Source organism: Citrobacter sp. Cm038 (assembly GCF_030333105.1).
GTDB classification, from domain to species: domain Bacteria; phylum Pseudomonadota; class Gammaproteobacteria; order Enterobacterales; family Enterobacteriaceae; genus Citrobacter; species Citrobacter murliniae.
Genome location: NZ_JAOWGO010000018.1, coordinates 187,008 through 211,508 on the forward strand (window position 1 = coordinate 187,008; position 24,501 = coordinate 211,508).

At 47.2% G+C, this 24,501-nt stretch carries 26 protein-coding genes; 13 read left to right on the forward strand and 13 right to left on the reverse strand.

Annotated features, from left to right (window positions below; translation table 11 throughout):
- The first annotated feature begins 53 nt into the window (after positions 1 to 53).
- Both rph and pyrE read left to right on the forward strand, forming a co-directional pair.
- The gene (gene rph, locus OGY01_RS09770) at positions 54 to 770 is read left to right on the forward strand and encodes a ribonuclease PH (RefSeq protein ID WP_003024054.1); all 717 of its coding nucleotides are present in this window, start codon (positions 54 to 56) and stop codon (positions 768 to 770) included.
- A 77-nt stretch (positions 771 to 847) separates the two neighbouring features.
- A complete protein-coding gene (gene pyrE / locus OGY01_RS09775) occupies positions 848 to 1,489 on the forward strand; it encodes an orotate phosphoribosyltransferase (RefSeq protein WP_045448830.1) in 642 nt (213 codons plus the stop codon).
- Between the two features lie 76 nt (positions 1,490 to 1,565).
- Here pyrE and slmA read toward each other — a convergent pair whose 3' ends face one another.
- From slmA to coaBC, 3 genes are all read right to left on the reverse strand, one after another.
- Complete coding sequence (gene slmA / locus OGY01_RS09780) at positions 1,566 to 2,162, reverse strand: nucleoid occlusion factor SlmA (RefSeq protein ID WP_045448829.1); 597 nt, start codon at positions 2,160 to 2,162, stop codon at positions 1,566 to 1,568.
- Positions 2,163 to 2,278: 116 nt separating this feature from the next.
- A complete protein-coding gene (dut, locus tag OGY01_RS09785; RefSeq protein ID WP_045448827.1) occupies positions 2,279 to 2,737 on the reverse strand; it encodes a dUTP diphosphatase in 459 nt (152 codons plus the stop codon).
- Entirely contained in the window at positions 2,715 to 3,935 is a 1,221-nt protein-coding gene (gene coaBC, locus OGY01_RS09790) for a bifunctional phosphopantothenoylcysteine decarboxylase/phosphopantothenate--cysteine ligase CoaBC (RefSeq protein ID WP_136345383.1), read from the reverse strand. Before coaBC ends, dut begins: the two co-directional genes overlap by 23 nt.
- 169 nt (positions 3,936 to 4,104) lie before the next feature.
- Here coaBC and radC point away from each other — a divergent pair, with 169 nt between their 5' ends.
- The 4 genes from radC (at position 4,105) to mutM (ending at position 6,378) form a co-directional block, all read left to right on the forward strand.
- Positions 4,105 to 4,770 carry a RadC family protein gene (radC, locus tag OGY01_RS09795; RefSeq protein WP_045448824.1) on the forward strand — a complete coding sequence of 222 codons (666 nt, stop codon included), beginning with the start codon at positions 4,105 to 4,107 and terminating at the stop codon, positions 4,768 to 4,770.
- A 275-nt stretch (positions 4,771 to 5,045) separates the two neighbouring features.
- Complete coding sequence (gene rpmB, locus OGY01_RS09800) at positions 5,046 to 5,282, forward strand: 50S ribosomal protein L28 (protein WP_003024071.1); 237 nt, start codon at positions 5,046 to 5,048, stop codon at positions 5,280 to 5,282.
- 20 nt (positions 5,283 to 5,302) lie between these two features.
- The gene (gene rpmG / locus OGY01_RS09805; protein WP_003024094.1) at positions 5,303 to 5,470 is read left to right on the forward strand and encodes a 50S ribosomal protein L33; all 168 of its coding nucleotides are present in this window, start codon (positions 5,303 to 5,305) and stop codon (positions 5,468 to 5,470) included.
- Between the two features lie 98 nt (positions 5,471 to 5,568).
- Positions 5,569 to 6,378: a bifunctional DNA-formamidopyrimidine glycosylase/DNA-(apurinic or apyrimidinic site) lyase gene (gene mutM, locus OGY01_RS09810; RefSeq protein ID WP_286493023.1), complete on the forward strand. Its 810-nt coding sequence runs from the start codon at positions 5,569 to 5,571 to the stop codon at positions 6,376 to 6,378.
- A gap of 28 nt (positions 6,379 to 6,406) precedes the next feature.
- Here mutM and coaD read toward each other — a convergent pair whose 3' ends face one another.
- Both coaD and waaA read right to left on the reverse strand, forming a co-directional pair.
- Positions 6,407 to 6,886 carry a pantetheine-phosphate adenylyltransferase gene (gene coaD, locus OGY01_RS09815; RefSeq protein WP_045448820.1) on the reverse strand — a complete coding sequence of 160 codons (480 nt, stop codon included), beginning with the start codon at positions 6,884 to 6,886 and terminating at the stop codon, positions 6,407 to 6,409.
- A gap of 8 nt (positions 6,887 to 6,894) precedes the next feature.
- Positions 6,895 to 8,172 (reverse strand): lipid IV(A) 3-deoxy-D-manno-octulosonic acid transferase, encoded by a 1,278-nt coding sequence (gene waaA, locus OGY01_RS09820; protein ID WP_048223116.1) that lies wholly within the window; start codon positions 8,170 to 8,172, stop codon positions 6,895 to 6,897.
- 423 nt (positions 8,173 to 8,595) lie between these two features.
- Here waaA and OGY01_RS09825 point away from each other — a divergent pair, with 423 nt between their 5' ends.
- From OGY01_RS09825 to OGY01_RS09840, 4 genes are read left to right on the forward strand one after another with little or no spacing between them, the layout of a single operon-like run.
- A complete protein-coding gene (locus tag OGY01_RS09825; RefSeq protein ID WP_286493025.1) occupies positions 8,596 to 9,711 on the forward strand; it encodes a glycosyltransferase family 4 protein in 1,116 nt (371 codons plus the stop codon).
- 2 nt (positions 9,712 to 9,713) lie between these two features.
- On the forward strand, positions 9,714 to 10,511 hold the full coding sequence (gene rfaP / locus OGY01_RS09830) for a lipopolysaccharide core heptose(I) kinase RfaP (RefSeq protein ID WP_045448815.1): 798 nt from the start codon (positions 9,714 to 9,716) through the stop codon (positions 10,509 to 10,511).
- 30 nt (positions 10,512 to 10,541) lie between these two features.
- Entirely contained in the window at positions 10,542 to 11,561 is a 1,020-nt protein-coding gene (locus OGY01_RS09835; RefSeq protein ID WP_286493027.1) for a glycosyltransferase family 8 protein, read from the forward strand.
- A gap of 48 nt (positions 11,562 to 11,609) precedes the next feature.
- Positions 11,610 to 12,602 carry a glycosyltransferase family 8 protein gene (locus OGY01_RS09840; RefSeq protein WP_045448812.1) on the forward strand — a complete coding sequence of 331 codons (993 nt, stop codon included), beginning with the start codon at positions 11,610 to 11,612 and terminating at the stop codon, positions 12,600 to 12,602.
- Positions 12,603 to 12,626: 24 nt separating this feature from the next.
- On the opposite strand, the gene OGY01_RS09845 is transcribed toward OGY01_RS09840, so the two are convergent.
- Genes OGY01_RS09845 through rfaD form a run of 7 tightly spaced genes read right to left on the reverse strand, consistent with a single transcriptional unit; the run spans position 12,627 to position 19,888 of the window.
- Positions 12,627 to 13,571, reverse strand: a complete 945-nt coding sequence (locus OGY01_RS09845) for a glycosyltransferase family 8 protein (RefSeq protein WP_045448810.1) — start codon at positions 13,569 to 13,571, stop codon at positions 12,627 to 12,629.
- Positions 13,572 to 14,627, reverse strand: a complete 1,056-nt coding sequence (gene rfaQ, locus OGY01_RS09850) for a lipopolysaccharide core heptosyltransferase RfaQ (protein ID WP_286493028.1) — start codon at positions 14,625 to 14,627, stop codon at positions 13,572 to 13,574.
- Positions 14,620 to 15,642: a glycosyltransferase family 2 protein gene (locus tag OGY01_RS09855; protein ID WP_286493030.1), complete on the reverse strand. Its 1,023-nt coding sequence runs from the start codon at positions 15,640 to 15,642 to the stop codon at positions 14,620 to 14,622. The genes rfaQ and OGY01_RS09855 overlap by 8 nt, the downstream gene beginning before the upstream one ends.
- Positions 15,635 to 16,918: an O-antigen ligase family protein gene (locus tag OGY01_RS09860; RefSeq protein ID WP_286493032.1), complete on the reverse strand. Its 1,284-nt coding sequence runs from the start codon at positions 16,916 to 16,918 to the stop codon at positions 15,635 to 15,637. Before OGY01_RS09860 ends, OGY01_RS09855 begins: the two co-directional genes overlap by 8 nt.
- 16 nt (positions 16,919 to 16,934) lie before the next feature.
- The gene (gene rfaC / locus OGY01_RS09865; protein ID WP_045448804.1) at positions 16,935 to 17,903 is read right to left on the reverse strand and encodes a lipopolysaccharide heptosyltransferase RfaC; all 969 of its coding nucleotides are present in this window, start codon (positions 17,901 to 17,903) and stop codon (positions 16,935 to 16,937) included.
- A gap of 3 nt (positions 17,904 to 17,906) precedes the next feature.
- Positions 17,907 to 18,953 carry an ADP-heptose--LPS heptosyltransferase RfaF gene (gene rfaF / locus OGY01_RS09870; RefSeq protein WP_045448802.1) on the reverse strand — a complete coding sequence of 349 codons (1,047 nt, stop codon included), beginning with the start codon at positions 18,951 to 18,953 and terminating at the stop codon, positions 17,907 to 17,909.
- A 2-nt stretch (positions 18,954 to 18,955) separates the two neighbouring features.
- Positions 18,956 to 19,888, reverse strand: a complete 933-nt coding sequence (gene rfaD, locus OGY01_RS09875) for an ADP-glyceromanno-heptose 6-epimerase (RefSeq protein ID WP_286493034.1) — start codon at positions 19,886 to 19,888, stop codon at positions 18,956 to 18,958.
- Between the two features lie 215 nt (positions 19,889 to 20,103).
- Here rfaD and kbl point away from each other — a divergent pair, with 215 nt between their 5' ends.
- From kbl to OGY01_RS09890, 3 genes are all read left to right on the forward strand, one after another.
- Positions 20,104 to 21,300 carry a glycine C-acetyltransferase gene (kbl, locus tag OGY01_RS09880; RefSeq protein ID WP_045448800.1) on the forward strand — a complete coding sequence of 399 codons (1,197 nt, stop codon included), beginning with the start codon at positions 20,104 to 20,106 and terminating at the stop codon, positions 21,298 to 21,300.
- Positions 21,301 to 21,309: 9 nt separating this feature from the next.
- Positions 21,310 to 22,335 carry an L-threonine 3-dehydrogenase gene (gene tdh / locus OGY01_RS09885; protein ID WP_045448798.1) on the forward strand — a complete coding sequence of 342 codons (1,026 nt, stop codon included), beginning with the start codon at positions 21,310 to 21,312 and terminating at the stop codon, positions 22,333 to 22,335.
- Between the two features lie 193 nt (positions 22,336 to 22,528).
- A complete protein-coding gene (locus tag OGY01_RS09890; protein ID WP_045448796.1) occupies positions 22,529 to 23,566 on the forward strand; it encodes a glycosyltransferase in 1,038 nt (345 codons plus the stop codon).
- Here the strand turns inward: OGY01_RS09890 and OGY01_RS09895 are convergent, their stop codons facing one another.
- Positions 23,567 to 24,499, reverse strand: a complete 933-nt coding sequence (locus OGY01_RS09895) for a divergent polysaccharide deacetylase family protein (RefSeq protein WP_048223104.1) — start codon at positions 24,497 to 24,499, stop codon at positions 23,567 to 23,569. It abuts the gene before it with no gap.
- Positions 24,500 to 24,501 lie beyond the last annotated feature (2 nt).

Sequence of the window (24,501 nt, forward strand, 5' to 3'; positions counted from 1 at the left end):
TCGGAAGTCCGTATAATGCGCAGCCACATTCGTTTCAAGTCGGAGATTTTATCATGCGTCCAGCCGGTCGTAGTGCCAATCAGGTGCGTCCTGTCACCCTGACCCGTAATTATACAAAACACGCTGAAGGCTCCGTACTGGTCGAATTTGGTGATACTAAAGTGCTGTGCACTGCCTCTATTGATGAAGGCGTTCCGCGTTTTCTGAAAGGCCAGGGCCAGGGCTGGATCACCGCCGAATACGGCATGCTGCCTCGCGCCACTCATACCCGTAACGCACGTGAAGCGGCGAAGGGTAAACAAGGTGGCCGTACCATGGAAATACAGCGTCTGATTGCACGTGCGCTGCGTGCAGCCGTTGACCTGAAGACTCTCGGCGAATTTACTATTACCCTGGATTGCGATGTTATTCAGGCAGATGGTGGCACGCGAACCGCATCGATTACAGGTGCTTGTGTTGCGCTGGCTGACGCGCTAAACAAGCTGGTGGCGAGCGGTAAACTGAAAACCAACCCAATGAAAGGGATGGTCGCTGCGGTCTCAGTAGGTATTGTTAATGGCGAAGCGCTCTGTGACCTGGAGTATGTTGAAGACTCTGCGGCAGAAACCGATATGAACGTGGTGATGACTGAAGATGGTCGCATTATCGAAGTGCAGGGTACTGCAGAAGGTGAACCGTTCAGCCATGAAGAACTACTCACCCTACTGGCGTTGGCCAGAGGGGGGATCGAATCCATTGTAGCGACGCAGAAGGCGGCGTTAGAAAATTGATTTTAAGGGCGACGTAGTCGCCCTTTTTTTTGTCTGCAGATTTCGTAAATGATGAAAGTGAAAAGAGGAGCGAATCCATGAAACCATATCAGCGCCAGTTTATTGAGTTTGCGCTTGGCAAGCAGGTACTAAAGTTTGGCGAGTTTACGCTGAAATCCGGGCGCAAGAGCCCCTATTTCTTCAACGCCGGGCTGTTTAATACCGGGCGCGATCTGGCACTGTTAGGTCGTTTTTATGCTGAAGCGCTTGTGGATTCCGGTATTGATTTTGATCTGCTGTTTGGCCCCGCATACAAAGGGATTCCTATTGCCACTACCACGGCCGTTGCGCTGGCGGAACACCACGATAAAGATTTGCCGTACTGCTTTAACCGTAAAGAGGCGAAAACCCACGGCGAAGGTGGAAACCTGGTAGGCAGTGCACTACAGGGTCGAGTGATGTTGGTGGATGATGTGATCACCGCCGGTACAGCGATTCGCGAGTCGATGGAGATAATCCAGGCCAATGGTGCGACGCTGGCTGGGGTACTGATTTCTCTTGATCGCCAGGAACGTGGTCGTGGTGAGATTTCTGCAATCCAGGAAGTAGAGCGTGACTATGGCTGCAAGGTGATTTCAATAATTACCCTGAAAGACCTGATTGCGTATCTGGAAGAGAAGCCTGAAATGGCGGAACACCTGGCCGCTGTGCGGGCGTATCGCGAAGAGTTTGGGGTTTAATCGCCGGCGGTGCTGCGCTTACCTGGCCTACAAAGCAGTAGGCCGGATAAGGCAACGCCGCAGTCTGGCTAAGACGTTATTGCAGTTGAGCAACCAGTAGCGGCCAGCGGGTGTCAAAATCGTCCGTTGGACGGTATTTAAATTCGCTACGCACGAAGCGAGACAGCATACCTTCGCAGAAAGCCAGTAACTGGCTGGCCAGCAGCGTTTCATCCACAGCGTAACCTTCGCCCTCACGCATTCTTTTTTCTCGCAGAACCTGGCGCAATTGCGCCTCAATGCGCTCAAAAAGCTGGTTAATACGACCTTGCAGGCGGTCTTGCTCAAACATGAGCGCGTGTCCGGTCAGAATACGCGTCAGGCCGGGATTTCGTTCACCAAAACCTAAAATCAGCAGTACGATCAGACGCAGACGTGCGCTTGTGTCTTTTTCATCTTTTAAAATCAAATTGATACGGGTAATCAGACTATCTTCGATAAACTCAATCAGGCTATCGAACATGCGGGTCTTGCTGGGAAAATGGCGATACAATGCCGCTTCGGAAACGCCAACAGAGGCCGCCAGTTTTGCTGTCGTGATGCGTTGGCTTCCATCGCTGGATTCAAGCATCAGCGCCAGAGACTGAAGTATTTCTTCGCGACGATTCCTTTTCGCAGTTTGCTTTTCTACCATGTTACAAAATACCCCTGAAAATAAGCACTTGCCAGGCAGGCATCCACACAGCGACCGCAAACTGCTGTTTGCGGTTTGTTATTGCGTTATTGCGCTGTGGGATACTTCTCTACGGGTTACTTGCGCCCGGAATGGCCGAAGCCACCTTCGCCACGATCGGTGGCTTCAAACTCTTCCACCAGATTAAATTCAGCCTGCACGACTGGTACAAAGATCATTTGTGCAATGCGTTCACCAGGCTCAATAGTGAAGCTATCCTGACCACGGTTCCAGATGGACACCATCAGTTGTCCCTGGTAGTCGGAGTCAATCAGACCGACCAGATTGCCCAGCACAATGCCGTGCTTATGACCCAGTCCGGAGCGCGGTAACATCACTGCCGCCAGCGAGGGATCGGCGATATGAATGGCTAATCCGGTCGGTACCAGTGTCGTTGCACCAGGTGCCAGCTCTACGGCGTCATCCAGACAGGCGCGCAGGTCAAGTCCAGCAGAACCAGAAGTTGCGTACGTCGGGAGTGGGAATTGTTGCCCTACGCGCGGGTCCAGAATCTTAACGTCGATTTTTTTCATCATAACGGGTCACGATCTCGTCGAGTAATAATTGGCCCAGGAGTTCTTTGCGCTCAAGCGGTAAGACTTTATCTCCATCCTGCCAGAAAAGGTGTAATGCATTGCTGTCGCTGTTAAACCCTTGAGTAGACAGTGAAACATCGTTTGCACAGATCATATCAAGGTTTTTACGAATACGTTTTTGCCGGGCGTATTCTTCCACATTATTCGTTTCTGCGGCAAATCCAACGACAAAAGGACGATTAGCATCCAGTGCGGCAACGCCAGCGATAATATCCGGGTTTTTGACCATTTTTACTGTTAATTCATCACCCTGCGTGGCCTGCTTTTTGATTTTTTCACTGGCGACGGTTTCTGCCCGGTAATCAGCAACTGCGGCGCAGCCGATAAAAATATGCTGCTGTTGTGCCGTAGATTGTACGGCGGCCTCCATTTCCAGCGCTGTCATCACATCTATGCGCTGTACAAAGGGGGGGGTTGATAGCGTAACGGGACCCGATACCAGCGTGACGTTTGCACCACGCTTTGCCGCTGCTGCTGCGATGGCAAATCCCATTTTCCCTGAACTGTGGTTGGAAATATAACGTACAGGATCAAGTGGTTCACGTGTCGGGCCAGCCGTAATCATGATGTTGAGATGTTGCAGATCGTTGACAGATGAGAAATGTTCAGCAGCCATATCGACAATCGTTAACGGATCCAGCATGCGCCCAGGGCCGACATCGCCACATGCCTGGCTGCCGCTGTCTGGCCCCCAGATGAGTAATCCACGTGAGGCGAGAATCCCCAGATTGTGTTGCGTAGCAGCGGCACGGTACATCTGTTGGTTCATGGCGGGCAGAACGGCAACAGGCGCTGGTGTTGCCAGACAGATCGTTGAAACCAGATCGTTAGCCATGCCTGCGGCGACGCGTGCAATCAGATCTGCCGTAGCGGGGGCAAGAATAACTAAATCTGCCCATTTTCCCAGTTCAATATGGCCCATCGCGGCTTCTGCTGCGGGGTCAAGCAGGCTATCGGAAACGGGATAGCCCGAAACCGCCTGTAAGCTCAGGGGAGTAATAAACGCTTTTGCCGCCTCGGTCATTGCCACGCGGACGTCTGCGCCACGCTCCCGTAAACGACGCACCAGCTCAGGGGTTTTGTATGCAGCAATGCCGCCACTGACGCCAAGTACGATTTTTTTACCGGCCAGGCTCATCATGATCTTTCCTGTTGGGTTACACCAGAAGGCGGATATTTTATCACAATCCACCATTTGTCGTGCTTTTGACCGCGATCCACTTTGCGAGGCGCTACGAAGAAGTGAGAACTGAGCGTCGATTCGTTGTTGGCGTTATGCCACCATACTGACGCCAAAGGAGGGAGGCATGAAAAATACAGGATGTTTGATGCCCCGGGAAAAGATGATGAAGCTGGGAGTACGTTCTCTTACGGATGTTGAGCTACTAGCGCTCTTTTTACGCACCGGATTACGCGGTACTGATGTACTCACGCTGGCGAAAGAAATGCTTCAGCATTTTGATTCGCTTTATGGCCTTTTGTCTGCAGATTACATGGAGTTTAGTCACGTTCAGGGTATTGGCGTGGCGAAGTATGCGCAACTCAAGGGGATTGCCGAACTGGCGAGGCGCTACTACAACGTGCGTGTGATTGAGGAAAGGGCGCTACTTAGCCCGGAAATGACGAGAGAATTTCTGCAAAGTCAGCTTGCGGAAGAGGAGCGGGAGATCTTTCTGGTGATCTTTATGGATGCTCAGCATCGCGTAATTAAACACAGCAAACTTTTTTCCGGTACGCTTAGCCACGTAGAGGTGCATCCGCGAGAGATTGTCCGTGAGGCGATAAAAATGAATGCGTCAGCGGTGATCCTTGCACATAATCACCCTTCGGGGTGTGCAGAGCCGAGCAAAGCAGATAAACTCATCACCGAGCGTGTGGTGAAATGCTGTCAGTTCATGGATATCCGGGTGATTGATCATCTTGTAATTGGGCGTGGAGAGTACGTTTCTTTTGCGGAACGTGGTTGGATTTAGCGCACTTTACGCGATCCATCGGGATCTTTGTCTGTTCGGGACTTGAGCACATCGCTGACTCAGCGTATACTACGCCACCTTTGAGAATCTCGGGTTTGGCATTTGGGCCTGGCAATCGAGAGTTCGCGAATACATGAGATCATTCATTCGGCGTCCAATGATGATGCAGTATGAACGATTAAGAGTATTGAACTGCGATAACCGGGCTGAGAAGCCTGACGAGGCGCCAATACCCCATACGAAGCTCGAGCTAATTTGATTTTTGGAGAATAGACATGTCCCGAGTCTGCCAAGTTACTGGCAAGCGTCCGGTGACCGGTAACAACCGTTCCCACGCACTGAACGCGACTAAACGCCGTTTCCTGCCTAACCTGCACTCTCACCGTTTTTGGGTTGAGAGCGAGAAGCGTTTTGTCACCCTGCGTGTATCTGCTAAAGGTATGCGTGTAATTGATAAGAAAGGCATCGAAACAGTTCTGTCTGAACTGCGTGCCCGTGGCGAAAAGTACTAAGTACTAAGAGGAAATAAATCATGGCTAAAGGTATTCGTGAGAAAATCAAGCTGGTTTCTTCTGCTGGTACTGGTCACTTCTATACCACTACGAAGAACAAACGTACTAAGCCGGAAAAACTGGAACTGAAAAAATTCGATCCAGTTGTCCGTCAGCACGTTCTGTACAAAGAAGCTAAAATCAAATAATTTTAGTTTCGATGTCACGAAAAACCTCGCCTCGGCGGGGTTTTTTGTTTTCTGGCCGTCCCCATATTAATAAAACCTGATATACAGCCGGAGATGCTATGCCTGAATTACCTGAAGTCGAAACCAGTCGCCGTGGTATTGAACCTCATCTGGTAGGGGCAATGATTCTGCATGCCAATGTTCGGAATGGTCGTTTGCGCTGGCCGGTATCAGAGGAAATTTATCGTCTTAGTGATAAACCCGTCATTAGCGTACAGCGCCGTGCGAAATATCTGTTGCTGGAGCTACCGGATGGCTGGATTATCATTCATCTGGGCATGTCAGGCAGCCTGCGTATCCTCCCTGAAGAGCTTCCGGCAGAAAAACATGACCATGTCGATTTAGTGATGAGTAATGGCAAAGTCCTGCGTTACACCGATCCTCGTCGTTTTGGTGCCTGGCTGTGGACAAAAGAGCTGGAAGGACACAATGTTCTCGCACATCTTGGTCCCGAGCCTCTGAGCGATGATTTCAACGCCGATTATCTCCAGCACAGATGTGCGAAGAAGAAAACGGCGATTAAACCCTGGCTGATGGATAACAAATTGGTGGTGGGCGTGGGTAATATCTATGCCAGTGAGTCGCTCTTTGCGGCTGGCATCCATCCTGACCGTCTGGCATCGTCACTGTCAAAAGCCGAGTGTGAATTGCTGGTGCGCGTTATCAAAGCGGTTTTACTGCGCTCTATCGAGCAGGGCGGGACGACGCTGAAGGATTTCCTGCAAAGCGACGGTAAGCCGGGCTATTTTGCACAAGAATTGCAAGTCTATGGGCGTGAAGGTGAGCCCTGCCGCGCATGTGGTGCGCCCGTTGTCGCCACTAAACATGCCCAGCGGACGACGTTCTATTGTCGCCGCTGTCAGAAATAAAGTTAATCAGCAGGCTGAATAACGCATTTTACTTTAGCTTGTCCATTAACGCCTGATGAACGTTCTCTGGTAAAAAGTGGGTCACGTCACCCTGATGGCGGGCGACCTCTTTAACCAGCGATGATGAGATAAATGACCACTCTTTGGAAGGCATCAAAAAGACGCTCTCCAGCTGGGGCATCAGATGGCGGTTCATGTGCGCCAACTGCATTTCATATTCAAAATCCGCGACCGCACGCAGACCGCGTATCAGAATGTTAGCCTGATTATCGCGGGCGAAGTTTGCCATCAGATCGCTAAATCCCAGAACTTCCACATTGCCAAGATGTGCCGTTGCCTGTTGTGCCAGTTCAACGCGCTCTTCAAGCGTAAACATCGGCTTTTTACTGGGGCTTGCGGCAATCGCCAGGATAACGTGATCAAACATGTGCGTTGCGCGCGTCACGATATCAATGTGGCCATTAGTAATTGGATCAAAGGTTCCTGGATAAATCGCCCGTTTTTGCATGACAACCCTCAATGCGTTTTGGGTGGCAGGTAAGGTTCCAGCAGCTGCAGCAGACGTTGTAGCGCACCCTGGTTTTGATACAGAACTTCAACCGCATGACGACCATAAAAACTACGATAATCTGCATCTGTCAGTAAAGAAGAGATCTCTTTAACCAGCGTGGTGGCGTCGGTAACGGTGATCAATCCGCTTGCCTGCTCCAGTCGCGCGCAAATATCTTTAAAATTAAAGGTATGTGGCCCCATCAGTACCGGAATGGCATGCGCTGCGGCCTCTAATGGGTTGTGACCTCCACGTTCCACCAGTGAGCCACCGACAAAAGCAAGGTCGGCAATGCCGTACAGAAGCATCAGCTCGCCCATAGTATCGCCGATAACGACCTGGGTAGCTGAGGACGGGACTTCACCCGAGGACCGTGTGGTATAGCTTAGCCCAGCCTGGCGTACGAGGTTAATAGCATCCGGGAATCGCTCTGGATGTCTGGGAACCAGAATCAGTAAAAGGTTCGGAAACTGATTTAATAGCGCCTGATGAGCAGCAATGATGATGCTTTCTTCACCATCGTGCGTGCTGGTTGCAATCCATACCGGGCGATGTGGTGCCCACTGGCGGCGCAAGGTAATCGCTTTGGCAGCCAGTTGCGGAGTGACGGAAATATCAAACTTAAGACTGCCAGTAACCGTTACCTGATTGTTTCTTGCGCCAAGGGTAATAAAGCGTGCGCCATCTTCTTCATTTTGTGCAGCAATCAGCGTAATGCGACGTAGTAGCCTGCTAACAAATTTACCCAGTTTCGCATAGCCGGCAGCTGAGCGGGCAGAAAGACGTGCGTTGGCAATGACCAGAGGGATATGACGCTTATGCAGTGCAGCAATCAGATTTGGCCATAGCTCAGTCTCCATTATTAACACCAGCTTGGGGTCAACTTTGTTCAGGAAGCGGTTCAGTGCGTCTGGTAAATCGTAAGGGAGATAGACGTGTTGAACGTCAGTACCGAAAGCAGACTGTACGCGCTCGGAACCTGTTGGCGTCATGGTCGTTACCGTGATCGGTAGATCGGGATAACGATGTCGCAGAGCGCGAACTAAAGGGATCGCCGCCAGCGTTTCGCCTACAGAAACGGAATGAAGCATGATGCCGCCAGGTTTCAGTGGGCGGCGATAAAATCCATAGCGTTCACCCCAGCGTTTACGATAGGCCGGAGCCTTACGTCCGCGCACCCAAAGCCGTATCCAGATCAGGGGCTGAATAAGGTAGAAAAGGGCGGTGTAAAGCAATTCGAGCATAATAGTAGCTGACTTATGAATGTGCTGGGGATTCTATGTATTTAACTATGGCTTTACCATCATTTTTATCCAGGTTGTATCAAAAGGATTGAATTGGCAATGCCTTGTTTTAGCTGCGACTGTATCAAAAAGGCACATATTCCCATTTGTAAGGCTTAGCGTCTTGTGCGGTACGACTTTTTTGGTGAATTGCGTTTCTTATTATCTGATTGTTTTTAATTGATAAATTTTTTATATGGTTAAAAAATATTCATTTCGGATTGAGTGATAATAAATGGTATACTGCTGCATAATTTCAGGTAGCTAGCAGCCATCAACGCTTCGGAGCCATGGGAGGCAATCTTTGGATAGCGCAAGCAGAGATTACAGTACTCTTATGCATCAGGTTTGGTGTGGCTGGCGACGCGATGCGGATATTAATGGATGATCATTGCTTTTTGTTTGTACAAGTATTTTCCCTATGGCGGGTTACAACGTGATTTCCTGCGGGTTGCGCTTACGGTTGCTGCACGTGGCCACCGTGTTCAGGTTTTTACCCAGAGCTGGCAGGGGGAGCGTCCTGAGGGGCTTGAAATTATACTCGTCCCAGTAACATCCAGAACTAACCATGGAAAAAATGAGCAATATTATCAGTGGGTTCAGCAATATTTAAGCCAGCACCCAGTTGATCGGATCGTAGGGTTTAATAAAATGCCGGGGTTGGATGTTTATTATGCAGCTGACGTCTGTTATGCCGAAAAAGTTGCCCGGGAAAAAGGTTTTTTTTACAAGCTGACGCAGCGATATCGGCATTATTCTTCATTTGAAAAAGCCGTATTTCAGCAAGGATCCCGCACCGCGTTATTGATGTTAACCAACAAGCAAATTGGCGATTTCAAACATCATTATCGAACAGAGAACCAGCGTTTTCATATTCTTCCCCCTGGGATTTACCCTGATCGGAAATATAGCCAGCAACCTGAAAACAGCAGGCAGAATGTCAGGAATAAAAATGGTATACAACGCGATCAGTTTTTTCTCCTGCAAGTGGGATCAGATTTTAAGCGCAAAGGTGTATCGAGAACATTGCAGGCGTTGGCGTCTTTACCAGAGTCAATACGCCAGCGGACGCGATTGATGGTAGTAGGCCAGGATAAAGCCGATCGCTACCGTGCTCAGGCCCGCCAATTGGGTATTGAAGAGCTCGTACAATTTTTCTCGGGGCGAGATGATATTGCTGAATTGATGTCCGCTGCTGATTTATTGCTCCATCCTGCCGTTCAGGAAGCCGCTGGTATTGTATTGTTAGAGGCTGTGGTTGCAGGTTTGCCTGTATTAACCACGGAAGTATGCGGATATGCCGATTACATCAATGCCGCCCAATGTGGAGTGGTAATTTCTGAACCGTTCGAGCAGACAAATCTGAATACAGCACTTTTCGATGCGCTGCAAAATAATGAGAAGAGAAATAGCTGGGCAGGCCATGCCCGGCATTTTGCTGATACAGAGGATCTCTTCAGCCTGGCGGACAGGGCTGCAGATATCATTTTAGGTCATTGAGAATGATTGAACTAAAAGAACCGTTTGCCACGCAATGGCAAGGAAAAGATCCGTTCGCGGAAGTGTCTAAGCTGGATGGTGAAGTCTTCCGCGCTCTGGAAACACGGCGTACCCTGCGTTTTGAGATGATGGGTAAGGGGTATTTTCTTAAATATCATCACGGAACCACGCTAAAAGAAGTGGTGAAGAACCTCATTTCTCTCCGCATGCCTGTTCTTGGCGCAGATCGAGAATGGTTAGCTATTCACCGTTTGAAAGAGCTGAATGTTGATACAATGAACGGTGTTGCATTTGGTCAGAAAGGACTTAACCCGTTAGAGCGAACGTCATTTATCATCACTGAAGACCTGTCTCCTGCAATCAGCCTTGAAGATTTTTGCGCCAGATGGGGTGTCGAGCGCCCTGATTTTGTCTTAAAACAGGCCATTATTACCCGTGTAGCAGAGATGGTCGGAAAAATGCATCGTGGTGGGGTGAACCATCGGGACTGTTATATCTGTCACTTTCTGCTTCAACAGCCGATGCCAACAGAAATCGCGGATATTAAACTTTCTGTAATTGACCTGCATCGTGCACAAATACGTCAGCATGTACCGCGCCGTTGGCGTGACAAGGATTTAATTGGGCTCTATTTCTCCTCACTGGAGATCGGATTGACATCCAGGGATATCTATCGTTTCTTACGTGTATATTTCGCAATGCCATTGCGTGAAATTCTCCGCCACGAAGCCAGATTGTTTCAACAAGCTGTCACAAAAGCGCAAAAAATAAGACAAAGAACAATAAGAAAAGCGCTATAAAATGCATAAAAAGTTTGAGGCCATTTTATTATGAACATTGATTTTCAAAAAGTAATTATTCAAAAGCATGTTATTGACAGCTCTACGCACGATAAAGATAAGAAATTAAATATTGCGTATGGCGTCGATCGCAATTTTTTATTTGGATCCGGGATTTCAATGACATCAGTATTAGTTAATAATCCTGATATCGATATCAATTTTTATATAGCAACAGACTATATTGATAATGACTATCTGGAAAGCATAAATCGACTGACCCAAATGTATAGTACGACGGTGACGATTCTTGTTTTCGATAACGCTGCATTTCGTAAGCTACCGAGCACGAAAGCTTGGACTTATGCAATGTACTATCGTTATTTTGCCTTTGAATATTTAAGCGCAGAATTAAGCTCCGTACTGTATCTTGATGCTGATGTTATATGCAAAGGTTCTTTGCGAGAGTTTACTGAGGTTAATTTCTGTGGGGAATATGCTGCTGTTATCAATGATATCGATGAAGTGCGTATCAAATCAGGTAACCGGCTCGGTATACCAGCGCTGAGTAATGGTTATTTTAATTCTGGTGTTGTATATGCGAATTTAGATGTTTGGCGAGAACAACAGCTCCTGACTAAGGCGTTTTCTATTTTAGAGGAGCGCCAGAAGGAACTCCTTTATTTTGATCAGGATGTTCTGAATATATTGTTCGTGGATAATGTCATTTTTCTGAGAAGAGATTTTAACTGTATCTACGGTGTGGATCAGGAACTGCAGAATAAAAATGATGAAATCTATCAAGATTATATTACTGATGATACGGTGTTGATTCATTATGTTGGTGTTACTAAACCATGGCATAAATGGGCTAAATACCCAGTAGCTAAATACTTCATTGACGCTTATGAAAAATCGGCATGGGCGGAAAAGTCTTTACTTAACGCAAATACAGCAAAACTGTATAAACGTAAATCGCGGCATGAGAGAGTACAGCGAAAATATATCCGATCAGTTCTTAGTCATGTGATGTATATAAAGACTAAGTTACATAGTCCTAAAGTGCACTGAAAACACTAACTGTAATTTATTGATAATAAGATTAAATAGGTGTAGCGAATGAACTTTGATTGTCATCGATCCATAAAAAAGATACTTGAATTTAATCAGGCACCCACTGAACAAAAAACAGAATTTAACATTGCCTGGGGTGTTGATAAAAATTTTATGTTTGGTGCTGCGATCTCGATGACATCAGTACTGTTACATAATAGAGGTTTAAATATACATTTCCATCTCTTTACAGATTATCTGGACGACGATTATCAACAAAGAATTATAAAACTAGCAAAACAATTTTCCACAAATATCTCAATTTATGTTATGGATGCCGAAGGATTAAAAGTATTGCCGAGCGGCCATGCCTGGTCCCATGCAATGTACTTTAGATTTGTTGCATTCGAATATTTGGGCGAAAAAATAGATTCTCTGTTATATATCGATGCCGATGTGATGTGTAAAGGTTCGCTCATTGAACTTAGTCAAATTGATATTAATCAGCATGTTGCCGCTGTAGTTACCGATGTGGATGATAGTCCCGCCAGAGATGTTACAGAAAACAGTGAATATTTTAATTCTGGAGTTATCTACGCAAATCTTAAAAAGTGGAAAGAACAGAATTTTATTAATGCTGCTTTTGATATTCTGTTAGATAAAAGAAATAAACTATCTTTCCCTGACCAGGATGTTTTAAATATTATTTTTTTAAATAAAGTTATTTTTTTACCGAGAAAATTTAACGCCATTTATGGTATTAAACAAGAATTGAAAAGCAAAGATCTTTCTCGATATAAAAAATATATTACGGATGATACAATCCTTATTCATTATGTTGGCGTAACTAAACCATGGAATTCTTGGGCTAACTACCCCTCTGCACAGTATTTTGTTGAGGCATGGAAGGCATCACCATGGGCTGATGTTCCCCTGTTACCAGCCAGAACGCCAAAACAATATAAAAAGAAATCTCGGCATGAGCGATTACAGGGTAAATTTTTCGCCTCGCTGATAAGTTATGCAGGTTATTTAATACAAAAATTAAAGCAAAAATAAAAAAACTCCCGTGAGGGAGTTTTTTTATTGCAATTTAGTTTTGAGATATTTCATATACCATTTTATTGCGGTGAAATAATTCCCTTTTTTGGCTTCCTGGCGAGAGTAAACCCTATAATCGGTAGGTCTCATACGTGGTGCATATGAGCGCAATTCTGTATTTCGCCATGGCGTGAAATGATGATAGAAAAGATAGAGTTGCTGTGAAAGCCCTGTATGTTCCTTATACCATGGTTTTCTTCCGCCGGTAAAATGGACAATTCGAGGGAGGAACTCTGAGTTGTAGAAAAAAGACTCCCTTTGTTCATCGTTGAACCAATTGAATAAAAAATTCCATCGGTTATCAATAAACGCAACGTTGCCATCCATAGCAATGTTTAATGCATCCTGGTCGAAATAAGGTAATGATTTCCCTTGTTCAAATAGGACAGTATTTGCTTTATGCTCAATATCATATTTGATCCAATTGGCTACATTAATGTACAGGAACCCGGCATTAAAATAGTGATCAGTGCGCAAACCTAAACGTTTTGCATTTTTATTATCATGAATATCGAGCGAGTCATGGCTAACAGCACAGATGACATCACTAATATCAATGTTATTAATCTCATTGAGCTTATCAAAGCACAAAGTATCGGCATCTAAATAGATAAAATGCTCTACCTTATCTTTTAGTAAGCGCGGCACGGCCAAACGCATATAAGTCGAGCGGTTAAGATGTTTGATTGCAAAGTCGTTATTATATTTTTCAATTTCTTCTTTATCGATCTTTACAACCTGAATTTTTTCGCTGGTTGAACGTAATTTATCAATATCCTCATCATTGACATCATAGACAAAGACGAAAAATGAAAGAGATTGTCCTGGATTGTTCATTATGACCGACATAATGGACACTGCTACATATTCCAGATAATTAGCATCTGTACAGTAAGCAATATTAATGACGTTATTTTTGTTATCCATTTATTCTTTCTCATTACCTTTGTCAGTATCACTATCATGAAGTACCGTATCGATAGCGTCAATCACAGCTTGTTCTGGTATCCATGTTAAATATTTTTTTGACCTGTCGAGCTCCTTTCTGGAAGGCATAGGGTGATAATCACCAGCCCAAATCACAATCGCTTTATCTGACCATGGCTTCCATTGTTGATATTTGGTCGCACCAAATAAACATACCTGTGGTGTTCCTAATGCCGCTGCCATATGCATGGGTGCCGAATCGACACCAATATAGAGAATGGCATGGTCGATTAATGCGGCTAACTGCAGGAAAGTGGTGTGACCAGCCAGTGTCAGGTCAGGAGATAATTTACACAGTGCAGCAATGCGTTGGACCTGCTGTTGCTCACTTAATGCTGGTCCGCAGGTAAGATAAACATGTAGGCCAAGTTGATGCAGATGATCTATAACGTGTGCAAATTTATCATCATCCCAGCATTTAAACTCTTGTCTTGCAGTCGGTTGAATAACAACATATTTTTGCGTAGGTAATGCCGGGAGTTGAGATACCAAATATTGATAGTCATTCTGACGATAGCGAAGACTCATTTTTTTCTTTAGTTCTGTTTCGCTAAAGCCAATGCCTTTGAGGATTGATAAATTTTGTTCGACAATATGTGTGCCAGTCAGTGGTGTAACTCGTGAAAATAGTCTGTTCCATTGTTTCTTGTCGCGTTCAAACGCAACAGATGGACGGTGTAACGAAGCGATAAGTACACCAATCGGCCATTGTTCGGTTAAATTAATGATAAGATCGTACTGGTTCTTTTTTAGTTGCTGACGTATTGATATGTAATTTTTTACGCTTGTCAGTGGACCTTTCTTTTTCTCAATGAGATAGAAATCGTTGATACCTTCATTAGCGGCTAAGATTGATTTGGTATCTTTATAAAGAAGAAGATCAATTTTAGCGTGCGGATACCGAGTCTGAATACTGTTAATTACAGGTGTGATTAACAGTACATCACCATAAAATTTTAGCTTGCAAATGAGAACTCTTTCTACTTTATCAAACATTTTTAGCTCCCTTTCCAAAAAACAAATTTTTGCAAGCTGTTATTATTTTATATCTCAATTCAGAAATGGAACGATCAATATGTGGATATTTCATTTTATAAATAATTTTTTTCTTAACGACTCTGGTGTCACAGTTAGCCAGTGCATTCTGAATATTATTAATCATATCCTCGTCATAGCGATAATACCCTCTCTTTTTGCGTAAAATTTTGCGCCCTTCTAAAAAACAATTAATAATCATTAATGAAGCAACAGCTCGCTTTTCATCATTTTTACTTATGTAGTTGCTCATTTTTTTCATGGCAAAGAAGATATTATCAGCATCACTATCGATAATATTCTCGGTGATACTTTTATCATTTACCCGGTAATAGTATAACTTGCTATCAATTTTTAAAATACGATGACATTTGAAATACTGAAAAGGGCAGAAAATAACATCTTCGTAGCGGCGATGTTCTTCAAAACGATCTTCGCCGATAATGTCGCGATGAAAGATCTTTGTCATGAGATGCCATTGCCCGGCACGGAATGTTGGTAACAGGGGCGCGTAGTTGTCGTCAGTTAAAATAATTTCATGCTGGGCTATAGTGCTCTCATTATCTGATGGAGCCTGATACAACTTATTGATATCACGAGTTAAATTGAATTCGACAATATCATATTTTTCTTCTCGTAATTTAGGGAGAAGAACAGAAAAATAATTTGGGCTGATGATATCATCGCTGTCTACAAAGCCAATATATTTCCCTGTAGCATGCGCAAGCCCAACGTTGCGGGTGATCGCAACACCTTGATTTTCCTTATTGATGTATTTAATGTTATTGCAGTTTTTTTCGCGATAAAACGCATTGATACGTTCATCAGTCAAATCTGTAGAGCCATCATTAATAATTATTAACTCAACATCTTCAGTAATACTCTGATGTATAGACGTCAGCGTAGCTGTAATAAACTCAGCATTATTGTATACAGGTATAATAATGCTTAGTAAATAACCTGAAGCGTTAATCATGGCATCTTTCTCTCGTTGGACCCGGTACCAGCATTACTGCTACGCATAACGTCAGAACGCTGCTCAAGGCTTCGCCTTTAGCGTATAATAATAAATCACTTAAGCCATAGATAGCTATAGCGCCTGATATGGCGAATAGTAAAGGACTACGTTGCGTGTAACCTATTAAAAACATAGCACTATATAGCAAGATTAGCACAACAACCCCTGGGATGCCTTTAAGTGAAAACGTATCAATGACTTCATTATGCAGGTGGATGTCAACATACGCGAGTGCCCCTTGCAGTGAGACATTTTGTAAAGCGGATACTTTGATTTCAGCATCACGTTGTTCAAGTGATTGTCCCAAATAGTGTGCTTTGCCGGCATCAATTCCTACTCGTTGCATCGCAAATCGCGCGCCAATGGAAGTATTACTATTACTCTGGCTATAAGAATGCAGATCAACCATCATATTCTGGTAGCGATTTTCAATAACCGATTTCAGGGGGATCGCTGCCAGCCCGACTAATACCGCGAAGGCCAGCAGTGCCCTTAATAATATAGTGCGGTTATGGCGATAGTGTATGAAAAAAAGACCGATACTCAGGAGCGGATAGATCAGAATAGCTGCCCGGGTTTGTGTGGTGATGATAACGGCCAATGATATTAAGAAATGTAGCAGGTAAAGTGAGACGGTATGTTTTAAACGCAGGTTGAGAATCGCCTGTGATGCTAATAACGCGATAAACGTCAGGCCGTAGGCCGCTCCGGTTGGGTGCTCAAAACCGAGTGCAACACGGTAGGTCGAAAGATCGGGGGCACCGGCAAGCTGATAGCCAGCGTAAAAATACAGGCCAATCGCTGTAATAATCACCCAGATGCTGACAATGTGGTTTTTTATTGCGCGTGATGGTTGTGATGTCAATGCGGCAATAACCAGTGCGGCAAAAATCATGACCTTGCCGCCGTTCTGGTATGAACGATAAGCGCCGGTAAAAGCAGAACCGGGTTGCTTAAAGATTTCCACCCAAATGATTTGGACTAAACCGAAGAGCAGCAACATAAATGGTAAAAATAGATTTTGTTTGTGGCTAAGCACATGCTTAATATTTTTACCAATCAATGGTAGAGACAGGATCGCACAGACAATAAATACCTTTAGCGCTTCATCTGGGTTGACCAATACCATTGCAAGGGTTGCAAGGATCCCAGCATAAAATAGTACGTATATAAAATCATATGGATTACTTCTTATGCTGCAGATAAGGCGAGAAAACATGTGTTGGCGAAGCATGATTCGTCTCTTAAAATTAAAGCAAATTAATATCAAGTAGCAATACTTTGATAGCGCTGGCATCCAGATCCTGTAACTTTCCGGAATGGCTCTTCTGCGCGTATTGATTCTTCCCATATCCCCCAATCAACCCAGGGTCCGTCGGGCCATACAGCGTAATATTCGGTCGATCCAGTGCGGCAGTCAAATGGCTTAATCCGGTATCAACTGAGACGACAAATTTAGCGCCTGCTAATACCCGAGCCACATCCTCCAGGCTCATTCGCGGTAGAACCTCTACGTAATCAAATCCCTCAGCCAGTCTCCTGGCCCGCGCCTCTTCATGAGGAGCACCCCAGGGGAGCTTAATGCGTATGCCTGCATTATTTAAAAGGCCAATCAGCTCCCGCCAGTTCGCTTCTGGCCAGTGCTTATCATCACGCGTAGTGGCATGCAAGAAGACTGCATACTGTCCCGCATCGGCATTAAGTTCATTCAGAAAATGCTGCGCGATTGCGTAATCACCTTGTGACTGTGGTTTGGCATATCCCAGACTTTTTGCGAACAGTTCTCGGGTTCGTTCAACGGCATGCTGCTGTTTGGCAATATGATGTTTGCGGTTATAAAAAAGACTCGCTAGGGGCTCGCGTGCCGTGCTCCAGTCCATACCATGCTTGATGCCACGCGCCAGACGCGTGACCAGCGCGGCGCTTTTTACCAGGCCTTGCGCATCAATTATCACGTCATACTGCTGCAAACGAACTGCATCGCGAAAGGCTTTACGCTCCGCTTTAATCGGTGCGGAAAACCAGGCCTTGCGCCAGCGGCGAATCGCCACCGGAATTACGCGGTCAACGGCCGAATGCCAGGCGGGGATTTGGGCGAACCCTTCTTCCACTACCCAATCAAATTGAATATCCGGAATGGCCTGCTGCGCATCCGTTAATGCGGGCAACGTATGCAGTACATCGCCCATTGACGATGTTTTAACGATCAGAACCCGCATCCGTCAGACTTCCTCTTGTAACAACAGGTCATTGAGTTCTTCCAGTACACGCTGGGGAGTGATGTCAATCAGGCTCTGGTGATAACCTTCTGCTGCATCCCCTTTACGAACCTTGTGATAACCCGTAATCAGACGAATGACCCGCGCTTTGTGAGACAACGGCGGGGTAAAGTCAGGACTACTTGGGCCATACAATGCTACCAGAGGTCGGTTCAACGCCGCGGCAACGTGCATTAAGCCGGAGTCATTGGTGACAACAGCTTTACAGGCGGCAAGCAGAATAACGGCCTGTTCCAGCTGCGTTTCGCCAGCCAGGTTACGACACCACGCCTGCTGTTCGGTGTTCAGCGTTGCCAGAATCTCATTGCCGGCCTCATGATCTTTGGCCGAGCCAAACAGCACAATCTGATGGCCTTCGTCGATCAGTTGCTTCGCCAGTTCAGCATAGTGATAGTGAGGCCAGCGTTTCGCCGGACCAAATTCTGCGCCAGGGCAAAAGCCGATGATTGGGCGTTCAGCAGAGAGGGAGAACTGGTTACAGGTCAGTGATTTTTCGCCTTCACTGACTTGCAGTTGTGGCCATAACAGCGGTTGCGGTAAATCTTTGGCGGAAAGCATCACGCCTTTATCGTAGGCCAGCGCCACATAGCGTTCGACCATCAGCGGCCAGGCCTCTTTATCCAGCACGCGCGCATCGTTGAGTAAGCCGTAGCGCATCTCGCCACGCCAGCCGGTACGATGGGGAATGCCTGCAAAGAACGGCACCAGAGCGGATTTAAAAGAGTTTGGTAGCACGTAAGCACGGTCATAGCGTTTCTCACGCATACTGTGACCGAGTTTACGGCGTTCGCCGATCTCCAGCGCACCGTGTCCCAGCGGCATGGCGATGGCTTCGTTGACTTCAGGCATACGCGACAGCAGCGGACGGCACCATGCAGGTGCCATCACGTCGATTATCGCCTGGGGATAGCGCGCCTTGAGCGTGCGATAGAGACTTTGCGACATCATCATGTCGCCCACCCATGACGGGCCTATCACCAAAATTTTCATACTTACGCGTCGCGGTTCAGCCAGGCCATATATTCCGTTACGCCTTCGGCAACGGTCTTAAACGGTTTGTCATAGCCCGCAGCACGCAGGTTAGTCAGATCCGCCTGGGTAAATGCCTGGTAACGGCCTTTCAGTTTTTCCGGGAACGGAATGTACTCAATACTGCCTTTTTTGTGGTACGCCAGCGTAGCGTCCGCGACGGCCTGGAAAGATTCTGCCCGACCAGTACCGAGGTTGAAGATTCCGGAAACGCCATTTTCCAGGAACCACAGGTTTACCGCTGCAACATCGCCGACATAGACGAAATCACGTTTGAAGTTTTCACTGCCTTCAAACAGCTTTGGTGTTTCGCCATTGTTGAGCTGGGTGTTGAGATGGAAAGCCACACTTGCCATGCTGCCTTTATGGCCTTCACGCGGTCCGTAGACATTGAAATAACGGAAGCCAACGATCTGGGAGTTTGCTTCAGGCAGGATCTGACGCACATATTCGTCGAACAGGAATTTTGAGTAGCCGTAGACGTTCAGCGGTTTCTCATATTCGCGGGATTCGATGAAGTCAGAAGTACGACCGCCGTAGGTGGCGGCAGAAGAGGCGTACAGGAACGGAATTTCGCGTTCCAGGCAGTAGTGCAGCAGCTCTTTAGAGTATTGATAGTTATTGTCCATCATGTACTTGCCGTCCCACTCGGTGGTGGAGGAGCATGCGCCTTCGTGGAAAATCGCCTCAATATCGCCGAAATCTTCTCCGGCCATAATCTGGATCAGGAAGTCTTCCTTGTCCATGTAGTCAGCAATACTCAGATCCACCAGGTTCACAAACTTGGTGCCGTCTTTCAGGTTGTCCACCACCAGAATATCGGTGATGCCTTTATCATTCAGGGACTTAACGATGTTGCTGCCGATAAAGCCCGCGCCGCCGGTAACGATGATCATAACTGTAACCTTCGAATTATGGAGTCAGAGACAATCTCAGACACGAATGTCTCTAATCATATCACTACATGGCTCTGGCTTCAGCCATTCACAGATAAGCTGTGCGGGTACACGTGATTTATGCTTCATTTTAAAGAAGTGATGATGCGTCATCTCGTATCAACGTATAGCTTTGGGTAATATGTGCTGAAATTTGCCCAGTCTGGAGAATTGCAATGCGTGGGAATTTTTACAAGCAGTTAACGAACGATCTGGAAACCGCACGTGCGGAAGGATTGTTTAAAGAAGAGCGCATTATTACGTCTGCCCAGCAGGCGGATATCACCGTGGCAGACGGAAGCCACGTTATTAACTTTTGTGCGAACAATTACCTGGGACTGGCTAACCACCCGGAACTGATTGCGGCAGCAAAAGCGGGTATGGATTCTCACGGCTTTGGTATGGCGTCGGTGCGCTTTATTTGTGGAACCCAGGACAGCCATAAGCAACTGGAGCAAAAACTGGCTACATTCCTGGGGATGGAAGACGCCATTCTTTACTCTTCCTGTTTCGACGCCAACGGCGGCCTGTTCGAAACGCTGCTGGGTGCAGAAGATGCGATTATCTCCGATGCCCTGAACCACGCATCAATCATCGACGGCGTTCGTCTGTGTAAAGCGAAGCGTTTCCGTTACGCCAATAACGATATGCAGGAGCTGGAAGCTCGCCTGAAAGAAGCTCGTGAAGCGGGGGCTCGCCATGTGCTAATCGCCACCGACGGCGTCTTCTCCATGGATGGCGTGATTGCAAACCTGAAAGGCGTCTGCGATCTGGCAGACAAATACGATGCGCTGGTGATGGTTGATGATTCCCACGCGGTTGGCTTTGTCGGCGAAAACGGTCGCGGTTCTCATGAGTATTGTGACGTGATGGGGCGTGTGGACATCATCACCGGGACGCTGGGTAAAGCACTGGGTGGCGCATCTGGTGGTTATACTGCGGCACGTAAAGAAGTGGTGGAGTGGCTGCGTCAGCGTTCGCGCCCGTATCTGTTCTCTAACTCTCTGGCCCCGGCAATTGTTGCTGCTTCCATCAAAGTGCTGGAGATGGTCGAGGCAGGTAGCGAACTGCGTGGTCGTCTGTGGGCGAACGCACGTCAGTTCCGTGAACAAATGTCAGCTGCTGGCTTTACGCTGGCCGGTGCCGATCACGCCATTATCCCGGTAATGCTGGGTGATGCTGTGGTAGCACAGGACTTTGCCCGCGAGCTGCAAAAAGAGGGGATTTACGTTACTGGATTCTTCTATCCGGTGGTTCCGAAAGGCCAGGCGCGTATCCGTACCCAGATGTCTGCGGCGCATACTCCTGAGCAGATTACGCGTGCTGTCGACGCGTTCACACGCATTGGTAAACAACTGGGCGTTATTGCCTGAGGATGTGAAATGAAAGCGTTATCCAAACTGAAAGCGGAAGAGGGCATTTGGATGACTGACGTTCCTGAACCGGAAGTCGGTCATAACGATTTGCTGATTAAAATCCGTAAAACAGCCATCTGCGGGACTGACGTTCACATTTATAACTGGGATGAATGGTCGCAAAAAACCATCCCGGTTCCGATGGTAGTAGGGCATGAATATGTCGGCGAAGTTGTCGGTATCGGCCAGGAAGTTAAAGGTTTTAAAATCGGCGATCGTGTTTCCGGTGAAGGTCACATTACCTGTGGACATTGTCGTAACTGTCGCGGTGGGCGTACTCACCTGTGCCGGAATACGACTGGTGTCGGCGTGAACCGTCCTGGTTGCTTTGCAGAATATCTGGTGATCCCGGCGTTTAACGCGTTTAAAATCCCGGATAATATTTCCGATGATTTAGCATCTATCTTCGATCCGTTCGGCAATGCCGTGCATACGGCTCTGTCATTCGATCTGGTGGGTGAAGACGTGCTGGTCTCTGGTGCTGGCCCTATCGGTATTATGGCCGCAGCGGTAGCGAAGCATGTTGGCGCACGCCACGTGGTGATTACGGATGTTAATGAGTATCGCCTGGATCTGGCGCGCAAAATGGGTATCACTCGCGCGGTCAATGTATCGAAAGAAAATCTGACCGATGTGATGGCCGAACTGGGGATGACTGAAGGGTTTGATGTGGGTCTGGAGATGTCCGGTGCGCCGCCAGCGTTTCGCGCCATGTTAGACACCATGAACCATGGTGGCCGTATTGCCATGCTGGGGATCCCACCGTCAGACATGTCAGTCGACTGGACAAAGGTTATCTTTAAGGGACTGTTTATTAAAGGTATCTACGGTCGCGAAATGTTTGAAACCTGGTACAAAATGGCGGCCCTGATCCAGTCTGGCCTGGACTTGTCGCCAATCATCACGCATCGATTCTCTATCGATGAGTTCCAGCAGGGCTTTGACGCAATGCGTTCAGGTCAGTCAGGGAAAGTGATCCTGAGCTGGGATTAACCATATCCATTCAATGGATTCTGTGTGTTGTCCCCGGATATTTATTATCGTTAAATCTCCGGGGATTTTTTTGTTTGCACGATCCCACATGTCCGGCGCATTTTCCGTCAAAGATATGACTCATTATCTCTGATCATTTGCCGCTTAATATGTTTAAAATTGCCGTTAATTATACTGTCTGACAGGATTTTATATGACCTATACCCCTGGTCTCCTGAGCGTCATTATGCCGCTTTACAACACGGGTGAACCGTTCATTGCGTGTATGGACTCGCTGATTGCGCAAACCTGGAAAAATCTGGAAATCATTATTGTTAATGATGGCTCTACGGATAACTCGGCGGAGCTCGCTCAGACTTATGCGGATCGTTATCCGCACGTTCATCTGTTACACCAGCGTAATGGGGGCGTTTCGGCGGCGCGAAATACCGGCATGAAGATTGCGAAAGGTGAATACATCGCTTACGTTGACGGCGATGATATTGCCTATCCGGAAATGTACGAAACGCTGATGACTATGGCGCTGAAGGACAATCTGGATGTTGCGCAGTGCAACGCGGACTGGTGTATTGCGGAAACAGGCCATACCTGGGCATCTATTCCAACCGATCGTATTCGCTCTACCGAGGTGATGACCGGGCCGGATTGGTTGCGAAAAGCGTTAGCCAGTCGCCGCTGGCGACATGTGGTCTGGATGGGCGTTTACCGCCATCAAACCATCCGTGACGCTGGGCTGACTTTTCTTTCCGGCCTCCACCATCAGGATATTATCTGGACTACGGAGTTTATGTTTAACGCTAAACGTGCGCGCTACACGGAAGTTCCGCTGTATAAATACTTCCTGCACGGCGCTTCTGTTAGCCGTTTGAAACGTACGGGATTGAAAAACCTGGCCTATCAGCGTCATTACATAAAAATTACCCGTCTGTTGGATAAGATGAATCATGATTACGCCGGACGGATCCCGATTTATCCAGAGTTCAAACAGCAGGTGATTTACGAAGCGCTGCGTGTTTGTCATTGCATACGTAAAGAGCCTGACGAAAAGATTCGTCAGCGCATGATTGCCGAGGTTTTCGCCTCTGGTATGTTTAAGCGCATGGTGAGTAATATTTGCAGCGTCAAACTGGGTTATCAGGTGCTTCTGTGGGCCATCCGGTTTAGCAAGTGGCGCGATACATCACTGACTCCGCGCCGACTGGCCCATTTAACGCTCAATCTGAAAGACTGATTACTGCCAGCCTTGCCACTGCAGTCGCATATACTGCACCAGCGTGCTTTGGGTGATGCTTTCTCCAAGCACGTTAAAGAAATGGCTGGCGTAAACCGGCTCTAACGGTTTTTTCGGCTTGCACAGTTTTACTCCGCGGAAAGGATTTCGCGGTGCATCAGGCGCGCCGTTTTTCGGTGTCGTCAGATTTGGCGTGGAGGTGTCCACCTGCGGTTCATTGAGCAGGCTGCTCGGGCGCACCAGCGTAATATCAGCTGGCAGGCTATAAACCATCTGCTGCAGGACACGTACTGTAGAAGGGTGAGGGTGCCCAATGGCAATAGCGGAACCGTTGCGGCGGGCAAGATCGACTGCGCGATTAAACTGACGGCGAATGTCCGCCTCGTTTTGTGTGTCGTCGAGGAAGACTTTGCGTTTGATGACCTTCACACCCGTTCCCGCAGCCGCACGCATGGCCTGGCTATTGCCGATGGTCATGCTGTCCAGGAAGTAGAGATCGTAGCGCTCCAGCGCCTGCATTACTTTCTGCATCCCAAACAGGCTGGAAGTCATCGCGCTGCCCATATGGTTGTTGAGTCCGACGGCATACGGCACTTTGTTCACCGCGTCGCGAATTATCCGCTCAATCTCGTCGCTGCTCATCTCCGGACGCAAAGTATCTTTTTCCAGCGGCTGCTTGCTCAGCGGCGCCATTGGCAGGTGGATCAAGACTTCGTGGCCACTGTTATGCGCTTTGGTCGCCATCTCACGTGCATGTGGGGCGTTAGGTAATACGGCGACGGAGATCGCTGACGGCATCGCCAGTACCTGATTTTCAGTGTGCGGGCGATAACCGAAATCATCAATGACGATAGCGAGTTTGCCAGCAAAAACAGGGGTTGCGAATGCCAGCAGGCTGGCGAGTGAGAACAATATGCGATGAAACTGAGGCAAAA